This is a genomic window from Mesorhizobium australafricanum, from assembly GCF_033977265.1.
GTDB classification, from domain to species: domain Bacteria; phylum Pseudomonadota; class Alphaproteobacteria; order Rhizobiales; family Rhizobiaceae; genus Mesorhizobium; species Mesorhizobium australafricanum.
Map to the genome: position 1 here is coordinate 149,196 of NZ_JAVIIT010000002.1, position 14,178 is coordinate 163,373.

The 14,178-nt window shown below is 63.8% G+C and carries 9 protein-coding genes; 1 reads left to right on the forward strand and 8 read right to left on the reverse strand.

Annotation, left to right across the window (positions count from 1 at the left end; all coding sequences use genetic code 11):
- Positions 1-170: 170 nt before the first annotated feature.
- The 8 genes from RFM98_RS04220 to RFM98_RS04255 form a co-directional block, all read right to left on the reverse strand.
- Entirely contained in the window at positions 171-1,799 is a 1,629-nt protein-coding gene (locus tag RFM98_RS04220; RefSeq protein ID WP_320307661.1) for an alpha-D-glucose phosphate-specific phosphoglucomutase, read from the reverse strand.
- Positions 1,800-1,802: 3 nt separating this feature from the next.
- Positions 1,803-3,248, reverse strand: coding sequence for a glycogen synthase GlgA (gene glgA / locus RFM98_RS04225; protein WP_320307662.1), 1,446 nt, complete (start codon positions 3,246-3,248; stop codon positions 1,803-1,805).
- Positions 3,249-3,376: 128 nt separating this feature from the next.
- Positions 3,377-4,642, reverse strand: coding sequence for a glucose-1-phosphate adenylyltransferase (gene glgC, locus RFM98_RS04230; protein ID WP_320307663.1), 1,266 nt, complete (start codon positions 4,640-4,642; stop codon positions 3,377-3,379).
- A gap of 63 nt (positions 4,643-4,705) precedes the next feature.
- Positions 4,706-6,919: a 1,4-alpha-glucan branching protein GlgB gene (glgB, locus tag RFM98_RS04235; protein ID WP_320307664.1), complete on the reverse strand. Its 2,214-nt coding sequence runs from the start codon at positions 6,917-6,919 to the stop codon at positions 4,706-4,708.
- A gap of 177 nt (positions 6,920-7,096) precedes the next feature.
- Positions 7,097-9,559, reverse strand: coding sequence for a glycogen/starch/alpha-glucan phosphorylase (locus RFM98_RS04240; protein WP_320307665.1), 2,463 nt, complete (start codon positions 9,557-9,559; stop codon positions 7,097-7,099).
- A 142-nt stretch (positions 9,560-9,701) separates the two neighbouring features.
- On the reverse strand, positions 9,702-10,484 hold the full coding sequence (locus RFM98_RS04245) for an ATP-binding cassette domain-containing protein (RefSeq protein ID WP_320307666.1): 783 nt from the start codon (positions 10,482-10,484) through the stop codon (positions 9,702-9,704).
- 2 nt (positions 10,485-10,486) lie between these two features.
- Complete coding sequence (locus tag RFM98_RS04250; protein WP_320307667.1) at positions 10,487-11,548, reverse strand: ABC transporter permease; 1,062 nt, start codon at positions 11,546-11,548, stop codon at positions 10,487-10,489.
- A gap of 155 nt (positions 11,549-11,703) precedes the next feature.
- Positions 11,704-12,681 (reverse strand): sugar ABC transporter substrate-binding protein, encoded by a 978-nt coding sequence (locus RFM98_RS04255; protein WP_320308128.1) that lies wholly within the window; start codon positions 12,679-12,681, stop codon positions 11,704-11,706.
- Positions 12,682-12,950: 269 nt separating this feature from the next.
- On the opposite strand from RFM98_RS04255, the gene RFM98_RS04260 reads away from it, so the two are divergent.
- The gene (locus RFM98_RS04260; protein ID WP_320307668.1) at positions 12,951-14,177 is read left to right on the forward strand and encodes an ROK family transcriptional regulator; all 1,227 of its coding nucleotides are present in this window, start codon (positions 12,951-12,953) and stop codon (positions 14,175-14,177) included.
- Position 14,178: the final 1 nt, after the last annotated feature.

Consider the following 14,178-nt stretch of genomic DNA (forward strand, 5'->3'; position numbering starts at 1 on the left):
AGGCTTCCCCTTCTCCCCTTGTGGGAGAAGGTGTCGCCGAAGGCGACGGATGAGGGGTGCTCCAGCTTGGCGCCGGCGGCGATCCGGCCAACACCCCTCATCCGTCTCGGCGCTGCGCGCCGATCCACCTTCTCCCACAAGGGGGGAAGGAAAGGCGCGCGCCCCCACCCTCAAGTAATCACGCTCGGCTTGTTGCGGCCGGTGTGGCTCTTGATGCCGGCGATGTCGTCGGCGGCGGCGATGAGATCGGCGAGCGCTTCCTGGGTGTCGAGATCGTGCCTCACCTTGTCCGGCTCGTAGCGCTCGATATAGACGCGCAGCGTCGCCCCGGACGTGCCAGTGCCGGAGAGGCGCAAGACGACGCGCGAACCGCCCTCGAACAGGATCCGGATGCCCTGGTTCTTGCTCACCGAGCCGTCGACCGGGTCGTGATAGGCGAAGTCGTCGGCCTTGGCGATCTTGAGGCCGCGCACGCTCGTGCCGGGCAGCGAGCCGAGCTTGGCGCGCAATTCGTCGACCAGCGCGTTGGCGCGATCGCTTTCGACCTCCTCATAGTCGTGGCGCGAATAATAGTTGCGGCCGTAAGTCGCCCAATGCTCAGTGACGATCTGCTTGCAGCTCTCGCCGCGCGCGGCGAGGATGTTGAGCCACAGAAGCACGGCCCATAGCCCGTCCTTCTCGCGCACATGGTTGGAGCCGGTGCCGGCGCTTTCCTCGCCGCAGATCGTCGCCATGCCGGCGTCGAGCAGGTTGCCGAAAAACTTCCAGCCGGTCGGCGTCTCGTAGATGCCGATGCCGAGCTTTTCGGCGACGCGGTCAGCAGCGCCGCTGGTCGGCATGGAACGCGCGATGCCTTTCAAGCCGTCCTTGTAGCCTGGCGCCAGGCTGGCGTTGGCGGCAAGCATCGCCACCGAATCCGACGGCGTTACGAAGATACCCTTGCCGATGATCAGGTTGCGGTCGCCGTCGCCGTCGGAGGCCGCGCCGAAGTCCGGCGCGTCCGGCCCCATCATCTCGTCATAGAGGTGCTTTGCGTGCACCAGGTTCGGGTCCGGGTGGTGGCCGCCGAAATCCGGCAGCGGCGTGAAGTTGCGGCAGGTGCCGTTGGGCGCGCCGAGCCGGTGTTCCAAGATCTCCTTGGCGTAGGGACCGGTCACCGCGTGCATGGCGTCGAAGCGCATGCGGAAGCCCGATTTGAAGAGCTTCTTCAGCGCATCGAAATCGAACAGGCTTTCCATCAGTTCGGCGTAATCCTTGACCGGATCGAAGATCTCGACCGTCATGTCACCAGCCTTGACGGTGCCGATCGTGTCGATATCGACGGTGCCGACATCGGCGATCTTGAAGCTCTTGATCTCCTTCGACTTGGCAAAGATCGCGTCGGTAATCTTCTCCGGCGCCGGGCCGCCGTTGCCGGCATTGTACTTGATGCCGAAATCCTCATGCGGACCGCCCGGGTTGTGGCTGGCCGACAGGATGATGCCGCCGAAGGTCTTGTATTTGCGGATGATGTTGGAGGCGGCCGGCGTCGACAGGATGCCGCCCTGGCCGACCATGACCTTGCCGAAGCCGTTGCCGGCGGCGATTGCGATGGCCTTCTGGATGACTTCGCGGTTGTAGAAGCGGCCGTCGCCGCCGATCACCAGCGTTTTGCCCTGAAACCCGTCCAGCGCATCGAAGATCGACTGGATGAAGTTCTCGGCATAGTGCTCCTGCTGGAAGACCGGCACCTTCTTGCGCAGGCCGGAGGTGCCTGGCTTCTGGTCGGGATAGGGTTTGGTGGGGACGGTTTTTATCATGCCTCAGGCAGCCCTTTTCGAAAGCAGCAAGCGATAGAGTTCGACGTATTTTTCGGCGCTCTTGTCCCACGAGACATCGGCCTTCATGCCCTGGCGCTGGATTGAGGCCCAGATAGCCGGCCTGGCGTGAACCTCGACCAGACGCTGGATGGCATGCAACATCGCGCCGCCATTGTTGGGCGCGAACTGGAAGCCGGTGGCGACACCGGCTGTCAACGCAGCTTCATTGGCGTCGATGATGGTGTCGGCGAGGCCGCCGGTGCGGGCGACGACCGGCACGCAGCCATAGCGCAGGCCATAAAGCTGGGTCAGCCCGCAGGGCTCGAAGCGGGACGGGATGACGATGGCGTCGCAGCCGCCCTGCATGACGTGCGAAAGCCCCTCATCATAACCGACGACGACGCCTACGCGGCCGCGATGGCGGGCGGCGGCGGCGAGCAGCGTGCCTTCGAGGCCGGCGTCGCCCGAGCCCAGGATCGCCAGGCGCGCGCCGGCGGCGACGATGCCGTCGACGACGGCGGCCAGGATGTCCATGCCCTTCTGCCAGGTCAGCCGGCTGACGACGCAGACGATCGGACTGCCGTCGACCTCGAGGCTGAAGCGATCCTCGACCGCCTTGCGGTTCTTGGCGCGCGCCTGAAGCGTATCGGCGGAATAACTGGCAACCAGATGCTTGTCCGTCTCGGGGTTCCAGATGTCGACATCGATGCCGTTGACGATGCCGTGGAGATCGGTGGCGCGCATGTTGATCAGCCCGTCGAGGCCCATGCCGAATTCCGGCGAGCGGATTTCCTGCGCATAGGTCGGGCTCACCGTTGTGATCGCCCAGGCGGCCTGGAGGCCGGCCTTCAGATAGCCGACGCCGCCATAATATTCGACGCCGTCGAGCTGCATGGCGACGGCCGGGAGGCCGAGCTCGCCGAAGATGCCGGCGCCGAACTGGCCCTGGAAGGCAAGGTTGTGCACGGTGATCAGCGACGGCACGCCGACCGCCTTGCCGTAGCGCATGTAGGCAAGCGTCATCGCCGACTGCCAGTCATGGGCATGCACGATGTCGGGCTGGTAGCCGGAGATGGCGCCGCCGGCAATGTCGCCGCCGGCCTGGCTGAGCGCAGCGAAGCGCCGCCAATTGTCCGGCCAGTCGGCGCCGGAAGCGGTGCCGTAAGGGCCGCCCTGGCGATCGAAGAGATGCGGCGCGTCCAAAACGAAGAGGTCTAGGTCGCCGATCTTGACGGCATGGATCGAGGCTTTGCCGCCCTGCAGCAGCGGATATTGGTAGACGGCCTTCTTCTTGGTGAAGGCCGCCATCACCACAGGATAGCCGGGTACCAGCGTACGCATCGCCACGCCCTTGGGGCCAAGCGCGATCGGCAAGGCGCCGGTCACGTCGGCAAGCCCGCCGGTCTTGATCAGCGGAAAGATTTCGGGCGTGACCGAGAGAACCTGCATGCGCTCCACATTCCGATCTCAAAGTGACAGGTCAAAGTGACAACTTGTTGATCGACCTGGTCAGGTTGGCAGCTTGCCAAAAAACTGACACCTTGCTGATCAGATCGACAGCTTGTTGATCGACCTTATCAGGTCGACAGCTTGTTGATCATATCCTGCGTGATCAGGCAGATGCCCTTCTCCGAAACGCGAAAACGCTTGGCGTCGAGCGCCGGGTCCTCGCCCACCACCAGCCCCTCCGGAATCTGCACGCCGTGATCGATGACGACGCGCTTGAGGCGCGCGTTGCGGCCGACCTGGACGTCGGGCAGCATCACCACTTCCTCAAGCTTGGAATAGGAATTGATGCGGGCGCCGGTAAAGATCAGGCTGCGGCGCAGCGTGGCGCCGGAGACGATGCAGTCGCCCGACACCAGCGAAGAGATCGCCTCGCCGCGGCGGCCGTCCTCGTCATGCACGAACTTTGCCGGCGGCTTCAATTCGGCATAGGTCCAGATCGGCCAGTCGCGGTCGTAGAGGTCGAGCTCGGGCGTGATGTCGGTGAGGTCGATATTGGCTTCCCAATAGGCATCCACCGTTCCGACGTCGCGCCAGTAAGGCTCGGACTCATGCGAGGAGCGCACGCAGGACTTGGCGAAGCGGTGGGCGATCGCCTTGCCGTGCTGGACGATGTAGGGGATGATGTCCTTGCCGAAGTCGCGGCTGGAGCCGGGCTCGGCGGCGTCGCGGCGCAGTTGCTCCATCAGGAACTTGGTCTTGAAGACGTAGATGCCCATCGACGCCAGGGCGAATTCCGGCTTGTCCGGAATCCCGGGCGGATCGGCCGGCTTTTCGACGAAAGCGATGATGTTGTCCTTCTTGTCGACATGCATGACGCCGAAGCCTGTCGCCTCCATGCGCGGCACTTCCAGGCAGCCGACGGTGACATCGGCGCCGGCGTCGACATGCTGGCGCAGCATCAGCTCGTAATCCATCTTGTAGATGTGGTCGCCGGCGAGGATGACCATGTATTCGGGCCCATAGGCCTCGATGATGTCGATGTTCTGGTAGACGGCGTCGGCCGTGCCTTCATACCATTGTGTTTCCGAAACGCGTTGCGATGCGGGCAGGATATCGAAGCTCTCGTTTCGCTCGGGCCGCAGGAAGTTCCAGCCGCGCTGCAGGTGGCGGATCAGCGAATGCGCCTTGTACTGGGTGGCGACGCCGAGGCGGCGGATGCCGGAATTGAGCGCATTGGAGAGCGCGAAATCGATGATGCGCGTCTTGCCGCCGAAATAGACGGCGGGCTTGGCGCGCCGGTCGGTCAGCTCCTTGAGGCGGCTGCCGCGGCCGCCGGCCAGCACATAGGCCATGGCGTCGCGCGCCAGCGGCTGGGTTCTCTTGATCTCTGCCATTTTGTTACCCTCCCAAACAAGCTGCCCGGACCAAAACTTAAGCGAGGTGAGACATCATCTGCTTCAGTCCGCGACGAATTCCAGCATGATCGTCGACAGCGGCGGCAGAAGCATCGTCGCCGATGCGCCGCCCCCTTCCCCGCTCGCTTCGACCGTGCCGCCATTGCCCATGCCGGAGCCGCCATAGACGGCAGCGTCCGTATTGATGATTTCGCGCCACTTTCCCGCCTTCGGCAGCGGCACGCGATAGTTCTCGCGCGGCACCGGCGTGAAATTGGAGATGACGGCGATCGGGTTGCCGTCCGGCGCGCTGCGCAGCCAGGCAAAGACCGAGTTGTCGCGGTCGTCGACGATCAGCCAGGAGAAGCCCTCCGGCTCGCAGTCGCGCGCGTGCAGCGCCGGGCGCGAACGGTAGAGGTAGTTCAAGTCTCGCACCGTCTGCCAGACGCCGCGGTGCGGCGCGAATTCGAGCAGGTTCCAGTCGAGAGCGCGTTCCTCGCTCCATTCGCGGCGCTGGGCGAATTCCTGGCCCATGAACAGCAGCTTCTTGCCGGGATAGCCCCACATGAAGGCGTAATAGGCGCGCAGCGTCGCGAATTTCTGCCAGTCGTCGCCGGCCATCTTGTTGAGCAGCGTGCCTTTGCCGTGCACGACTTCGTCATGCGAGAGCGGCAGCACAAAATTTTCGGAGAAGGCGTAGATCAGGCCGAAGGTGACGTCGTTGTGGTGGTGCTTGCGGAAGAGCGGCTCCTTGGAAAGGTACTCCAGCGTGTCGTGCATGAAGCCCATGTTCCACTTGAAGCCGAAGCCGAGGCCGCCTTCGTGCACGGGCCGCGACACTTTCGGCCATGAGGTCGATTCCTCGGCGATCGTCATCACGCCGGGATGGTGGCCGTAGAGCTCCTTGTTCATCTTCTGCAGGAAACTGACGGCCTGCAGGTTCTCGCGCCCACCCTTCTCGTTGGGGATCCACTCGCCCGCCTTGCGCGAATAATCGAGGTAGAGCATCGAGGCGACCGCGTCGACGCGCAGGCCGTCGACATGGTATTTTTCGGCCCAGAACAGCGCGTTGTTGACGAGGAACGACACCACCTCGCGGCGGCCGAAATTATAGATCGCGGTATTCCAGTCGGGATGAAAACCCTGGCGTGGGTCGGCATGCTCATAGAGCGCGGTGCCGTCGAAATGGACAAGCCCGTGCTCGTCGACCGGGAAATGCGCCGGCACCCAGTCGAGGATGACGCCGACGCCGGCGCGATGCGCGCCGTCGACGAAGCGGGCGAAGCCGTCAGGATCGCCGAAGCGGGCGGTCGGGGCGTAGAGGCCGGTGGTCTGGTAACCCCAGGACGGATCGTAGGGGTGCTCCGAGATCGGCAGGAACTCGATATGGGTGAAGCCGGTGTCGACCGCGTAAGGGATCAGCCGCGCGGCAAGCTCGTCCCAGGAGAGGAACGTGTCGTCGTCGCGGCGCTGCCAGGAGCCGGCATGGACCTCGTAGATCGACATCGCCTCGCGCCGCGGATCGGCCTTGCGCCAGTAGCTGCGATGCGCCTCGTCGCCCCACTGATGGGCCAGCGGCGGCGCCGTCACCGAGGCGGTCGCCGGGCGCAACTCCGACTCGAAGGCGAACGGATCGGCCTTGAGCGGCAGGCGCACGCCGTCGGGCCCGATGATCTCGAATTTGTAGGGCTTGCCGGCGCCGAGGTCGGGAATGAACAACTCCCAGATGCCGGTATCCTTGCGGTCGCGCATGGTGTGGCGGCGGCCGTCCCAGTCGTTGAAGGCGCCGACCACGGAGACGCGCCTGGCGTTGGGCGCCCAGACGGCGAAATGCACGCCGCTCGCGCCCTCATGATCGACAAGGTGAGCGCCGAGCTTGTCGAACAGCCTCAGATGCGAGCCCTCGGCCATATAGTAATCGTCCATCGGTCCGAGCACCGGGCCGAAGGAATAGGGATCGGTCAGCCACCAGTCGCCGCCGGCATTTTTGGCGTGGTAGCGCAGCGGCTGGCGCTTGCGGATCGAGACCTTGCCCTCGAAGAAGCCGGCATCGTCGCGGCGCGAGAGCTCGCCGACTTCCTTGCCGGTCAGCGTGTAGGCAGTGACGAATTCGGCGTTGGGCACGAAGCAACGGGCGACGAAACCCTTGTCGGCTTCCTGCACGCCCAGAACCGCGAAAGGATCGCCATGCGTTCCGGCGACAATCGCCGCGACATCGCCGGCTGGCGCCAGTCCGTCCGGCCCGCTTGTCGCAGCGGTCGCGCGCGGCTTCCTCATCAGGCGGTGTTCCCTCCCCGGGAGCTATCTTGTTTTGTGCATGTCGTTGCCCAAACCGCTAGGCACTTGGGCGACATGCGCAATCCTTGTTTTGGTGCATGCCGTTGCCCCAAAACCGCTACGCACTTTGGGCGACATGCACCGGGACCACATTGTTCGTGACCTCATGCAATCACATCAGACGGGCACGTTCCAGATTTCTTTCGCATATTGGCGGATTGTACGATCTGACGAGAACCAGCCGACGCGGGCGACGTTGCGGATGGCGCGCGCGTACCAGTCGGGGCTGTTGCGCCAGACGGCGTCGACCTCGCGCTGGCAGGCAGCGTAGGAATCGAAGTCCGCTGCCACCATGAACCAATCGCTCTGGTAGAGGCCGTTCATCAGGTCGCGATAGCGGCCCGGATCGTCGGGCGAGAAGACGCCGGAGGAGATGGCCGCGACAGCCTGCGCTAGTTCAGGGGACCCTTCGATGACCTCACGCGGATTGTAGCCATTGTCGCGCCGGTCGGCGACCTCCGCGGTGGTGAGGCCGAAGATGAAGATGTTGTCGTCGCCGACATGTTCCTTGATCTCGACATTGGCGCCGTCGAGCGTGCCGATGGTCAGCGCGCCATTCAGCGCGAACTTCATGTTGCCGGTGCCCGAGGCCTCCATGCCGGCGGTCGAGATCTGCTCGGAGAGGTCGGCGGCCGGCATCAGCACCTCGGCCAGGCTGACATTGTAGTTCGGCACGAACACCACTTTCAGCAGCCCGCGCACCGACGGATCGCCGTTGATGACCTTTGCGACATCGTTGGCCAGCTTGATGATCAGCTTGGCGTTGTGGTAGCTGGGTGCCGCCTTGCCGCCGAAGAATTTCACGCGCGGCATCCAGTCCCGCTCGGGATGCGAGCGGATCTGGTCGTAGAGCGCTATCGCCTCCAGGATGTTGAGCAGCTGACGCTTGTATTCGTGGATGCGCTTGACCTGGATGTCGAACAAGGCCGACGGGTCGAGCCTGATGCCGAGCCGGTCGGCGACAAGGTTGGCGAGCCGCGCCTTGTTCTGCCGCTTCACACCGGCGAATTTTTCCCGGAAAGCGGCATCTTCGGCCAGGGGATCGAGATCCTTGATCGCCTCGATATCATCCATGAAGCGATCGCCGATCGCCTCTCTGGCAAGCGAGGTCAAGCCCGGATTGCACTGGATCAGCCAGCGCCTGGGCGTGATGCCGTTGGTCTTGTTGTTGATGCGATCGGGATAGAGCTTGTGGAGGTCGGCGAACACCGTCTCCTTCATCAGCTCGGTGTGCAAAGCCGAAACGCCGTTGATCGAATGCGAGCCGACGAAGGCCAGATTGCCCATGCGCACGCGGCGGTCGCCATTTTCCTGGATCAGCGAAATCCGGGCGATCTGCTCGCCCGAGAACTGATTGGTGGCGCGGGCCTCGAGCAGCACCTGCGCGTTGATGGCGTAGACGATCTGCATGTGACGCGGCAGCAAGCGCTCGAACAGCGGCACCGGCCAGCTTTCCAGCGCCTCGGGAAGCAGCGTGTGGTTGGTGTAGCCGAAGGTGCGCTTGGTGATGTCCCAGGCCTGGTCGAAGTCCATGCCGTGGACATCCATCAGAAGCCGCAACAGTTCCGGCACGGCGACCGCGGGATGGGTGTCGTTGAGGTGGATCGCCGCCTTGTCGGGCAGCGATTTCAGATCGCCATACTGGCTGAGATGGCGCTGGACGATGTCCTGCAGCGAGGCAGTCGAGAAGAAATACTCCTGCCGCAGCCTCAGTTCCTGGCCGGCCATGTGGGAGTCGGCCGGATAGAGCACGCGCGACAGCGCGTCGGCCTTGTTGCTTTCGGCCAGCGCGCCGATATGGTCGCCGGCATTGAACTTGTCGAGCAGGATCGGGTCGATCGGCATGCCGGACCAGAGCCTGAGCGTGTTGACGCGGTTGGCGCGCCAGCCGGCCACCGGCGTGTCGTAAGCGACGGCAAGGACATGCTCGGTCGGCTTCCAGACATGGCGTTCAAGCCGGCCGTCCTTGGAGGTGATCGATTCCACCGAGCCGCCGAAGCCAACCTCGAAGGAGCGCTCGCGCCGCTCGAACTCCCAAGGATTGCCGTGATCGAGCCAGGTCTCCGGCAGCTCGACCTGCCAGCCCCCCTGGATTTCCTGGCGGAACATGCCGTTGGCGTAGCGGATGCCATAGCCATGGGCCGGGATATCGACGGTCGCCATGCTTTCCATGAAGCAGGCGGCGAGACGGCCGAGGCCGCCATTGCCGAGTGCTGCGTCCGGTTCGAGGCCCGCGATCAGGTCGAGGTCGACGCCGAGCGAGGACAGCGCCTCGCGCATGTTCTCCATCAGGCCGAGATTGGAGAAGGCGTCGCGCATCAGGCGCCCGATCAGGAATTCGAGCGAGAGGTAATAGACGCGCTTTTCCTGCTGGTCGTAGGCTTCCTTGGTCGCCTGCATCCACTGATCGACGATGCGGTCGCGCACCACCTTGATCGAGGCCGTCAGCCAGTCATAGGGCGTGGCGACGGTGGTGTCCTTGCCGACCCGGTATTTGAGCGACATCAAGACCTCTTCGGCGAGGGTCTTGGGATCTGGATTGTCGAGAGCGGGGGCTTCGGTCGTCATAGCGCGCGTCATGCTGCCTCTCGTGATGTTGGCACGATCATACCGGCTTTCGCCGTTCCTCCTACCCCACCCTACTGCATTGCAGCATACATTCAATCGATTGAGATCGCTCTGTCATCTGGTTCTCCTGCGGCAACTTACCCGTGGACGGAGATCAGGCCGCCAGCGCGTCTTCCGGCGGCTTCTTGGCACCAGTCATGAGGGCAACGGCATCCGACATGGAGATCTGCTTGGGGTCGACCACGCAGAGACGCCGTCCGAGCCGGTGGATGTGTATGCGATCGGCCACCTCGAAGACATGCGGCATGTTGTGCGAGATGAGAACGATCGGCAGGCCGCGCTTCTTGACGTCGAGGATCAGCTCCAGCACGCGGCGGCTTTCCTTGACGCCAAGTGCGGCTGTCGGCTCATCCATGATCACCACGCGGCTGCCGAAGGCAGCAGCGCGCGCCACCGCCACACCCTGGCGCTGGCCGCCAGAGAGTGTCTCCACCGCCTGGCTGATGTTCTGGATGGTCATCAGGCCGAGTTCGGTGAGTTTGTCGCGGGCGCGCTTTTCCATCGCAGGACGGTCGAGCATCCGCAACCAGCTGCCGAGCGGACCCGGCTTGCGTATCTCGCGACCCAGGAACATGTTGTCGGCGATCGACAGTGCCGGCGACAGCGCCAGGTTCTGGTAAACAGTCTCGATGCCGGCTTCCCGGGCCTCCATCGGTGACTTGAAGGCTACTGGATTGCCTTCAAGCCTGATTTCACCTTCATCGGGCACGACCGCGCCGGAGATTGCCTTGATAAGCGATGACTTGCCGGCGCCATTGTCGCCGATAACGGCAAGGATTTCGCCCGGATAGAGGTCGAAATCGGCATTGTCGAGGGCCGTGACGCGGCCATATCGCTTGACCAGACCGCGAGCGGTGAGGATGGGTTCCATGGTCATGATTATGCCGAAACCTTTCTGATCCATTGATCGATCGCGACGGCGCCGATGATCAGCACGCCGGTAAGCAGCACTTTCCACTGCGGGTCGGCGCCGAGCATGTTGAGGCCCATCGAGACGACGCCGACGATCATGGCGCCGAACAGCGTGCCGAGGATCGAGCCGCGGCCGCCAAAGAGCGAGATGCCGCCGATCACCGTCGCGGTTATGGCCTGCAGATTGTAGTCGGTAACGGCGGCGGACGGCGAAACCGAACCGTTTCGGCCGATGGAGACCCAGGCCGCGAAGGCCGCGATCAGCCCGGCCAGGGTGTAGACCGTCATAAGCACTTTCTTGGTCTGGATACCCGACAGTTTCGCCGCCTCCTGATCGTCGCCGACAGCGTAGACGTGGCGGCCCCAGGCGGTGTGGTTGAGCACGTACCACAGGAGCATCACCAGCAGGACCATGGCAATGACACCGGCAGTCAGCACCGCCGATCCGACCCTGAAACTCAGGGCAAACAGATGCAGCAGCGGCGCCTGGGTGTCGACGTCGGTGTCGCGGATCGTCTCGTTGGCCGAATAGATGAAGTTGGTGGCCATGACGATGTTCCAGGTGCCGAGCGTGACGATGAACGGCGGCAACTTCATATAGGCGACCAGCAGCCCGTTGAGCAGCCCGCAGGCGGCGCCGGCGGCGAGCCCGATGGCCACGGCGACCAAGGCCGGCATACCGTAGGTGACCGCGCAATTGCCCATGATCACCGCCGAAATGACCATGATGACGCCGATAGACAGGTCGATGCCGGCGGTCAGTATGACCAGCGTCTGCGCGGCGCCGAGGATGCCGACGATGGCGATCTGCTGCAGGATCAGCGTCAGCGTGTAGGATGAAAAGAAACGGCCGCCGATGGCGATGCCGAAGATGATGATGGACAGAACCAGCACGATCAGCGGCACCGCGGCCGGCGTGGAGTGCAGGAAATGCTGGGCACGTTTGACGGCCGATTTGTGCTCGTCAAATGCCGCAACACTCGTGTCGCTGCCCGAGAGGACCTTCTCGAATTCCTGAGCTTGAGCCATGTTTTCTCCCTGGGCTCCGGCCACTAGCCGACGCCGTCCACGCCTTTCCGGTCTGCTGCCGGGATTATTCGCGTTTTCAGTGACACATCGTCCACCCGAAGCGGCCGGGGATCAAGCCCCCGGCCGTCAGGTTGTTGCTGGCTGTCAGGCAGCCATCAGCCCCAGCACTTGGCGAGGCCTTCCTTGGTATCGATCGACTTGACGCCATTGGCAGGCTTGTCGGTGACAAGATTGACGCCGGTGTCGAAGAAGTTCTTGCCTTCGGTCGGCTTCGGCTTCGTGCCGTCCTTGGCAAAGGCGGCGATCGCCTCGATGCCGAGCGCCGCCATCTGCAGCGGATATTGCTGCGAGGTGGCGCCGATCACGCCTTCGGTCACTGACTTCACGCCGGGGCAGCCGCCGTCGACCGAAACGATCAGCACCTGCTTTTCCAGGCCGACGGCCTTGAGCGCCTGATAGGCGCCGACGGCGGCGGGCTCGTTGATTGTATGGATGACGTTGATGGTGTTGTCCTTCTGCAGAAGGTTCTCCATCGCCTTGCGGCCGCCCTCCTCGTTGCCGTTGGTGACGTCATGGCCGACGATGCGCGGATCGACCTCGTCGCCGATCTTGTTGGGGTCCTTCACGTCGATGCCAAAGCCCATCATGAAGCCCTGGTCGCGCAGCACGTCGACAGTCGGCTGCGAGGGGGTGAGGTCGAGGAAGCCGATCTTGGCGTCCTTGGCCTTGTCGCCGAGCGTGGCGGCGGCCCAGGCGCCGATCAGCTTGCCGGCTTCCAGATTGTCGGTGGCGAAAGTCGCGTCGGCGGCATCGATCGGATCGAGAGGCGTGTCGAGCGCGATCACCAGCAGGCCGGCGTCACGTGCCTTCTTCACAGTCGGCACGATGCCCTTGGTGTCGGAGGCGGTTATCAGGATGCCCTTGGCGCCGTCGGCGATGCAGCTTTCGATCGCCGCGACCTGGCTTTCGCTGTCGCCGTCGATCTTGCCGGCATAGGTCTTGAGGGCAACGCCGAGCTCCTTGGACTTGGCTGTCGCGCCCTCCTTCATCTTGACGAAGAAAGGATTGGTGTCGGTCTTGGTGATCAGGCAGGCACCGACGCCGGCGGCCGACGCGGACGAGGCGAACGCCATCAGGCCCAAACCGGCCGCCGCGAACACGGTGGACTTAAGCAGTGATTTCTTAGTCACGATTTTCCTCCCAGTGGAACCATTCCGGACGCCGGCCACCCGGCGCCTCAAGTGCATCCAACCATTTCTCCCAGCGTGGACACCAGCACAAAAAACACCAGTCCGAGGCACCTGTCAATAATTAAATCACTCTTATTTATTATTGACAGACTTGCGTCGTTCACTCATTCTGAACGAAAAGCCATCTAGGGAAACTGACTGGAGGAACAGGGGTGGAGACCGGCATTGCGAGGCACGGTTCGCCCGAGGCCTTGGAGAGCCGCATGCATCGCGGCACCAACCAAAGCGGCATGCGCGACCACAATGAGCGGCTCGTGCTGTCCCTGGTGCGCCAGCATGGCAGCCTGGCCAAATCCGACATTGCGCGCATGACCGGGCTTTCGGCCCAGACCGTGTCGGTCATCATGCGCGAGCTCGAGGAAGACAAGCTGCTCGTGCGCCAGGCGCCGTTGCGCGGCAAGATCGGCCAGCCTTCGATCCCGATGGCGCTCAATGCGGAAGGCGCCTTTTTCATCGGCCTCAAGATCGGCCGCCGCAGCGCCGAGCTGGTGCTGATCGACTTCCTCGGCAATGTGCGCGCCATGCTGCAGCATTCCTATCGCTATCCCGCGCCGCGCGAGACCGTCGAGTTTGTCAGCGCGGGCATCAAGACGATGCGCGGCGAACTGACGCCGGCGCAGGACAAGCGCATAGCCGGCCTCGGCATCGCCATGCCGTTCGAGCTTTGGAGCTGGGCCGACACCGCCGGCGCGCCGCGCGAGATCATGGACGAATGGCGCCATCGCGACATCCGTGCCGACATCCAGGCGCAGTGCGACTTTCCGGTCTATCTGCAAAACGACGCCACCTCCGCCTGCGGCGCCGAGCTCGTTTTCGGCCAGGCGGGTGCGGCGCGCGACTTTGTCTATTTCTACATCGGCGCCTTTGCCGGTGGCGGCATCGTACTCAACGGCCGCCTGTTCGGCGGACCGACCGGCAATGCCGGCGCGCTGGGTTCGATGCCGGTTCCGGGCCCGGACGGCAAGCCGACGCAGCTTATCGACGTCGCCTCGATAGCCATCCTGGAAAAGGCGCTCAGCGCCAAGGGCATCGACGGCTCACACCTTTGGACATCACCGCAGGAATGGGGCGATATCGGCGCCGAGCTCGACGACTGGATCGCCAGCGCCTCGCGGGCACTCGCCTATGCCATCGTCGCGGCCTCGTCGGTCATCGATTTCGAAGCGGCGGTGATCGACGGCTGGATGCCGCTCGATGTTCGGCGCCGGCTTGTCGAGGCAATCAGGCAAGCCATTGCAGGCATCGACGCCGAAGGGCTGAAGCTGCCCGTCGTGCGCGAAGGAACCGTGGGCATCCATGCGCGGGCGCTGGGCGGCGCCAGCCTGCCGCTGTCCGAGCGCTTCCTGATCGGGCCGACCTCGATCTCCAGGAGCGCCTGAC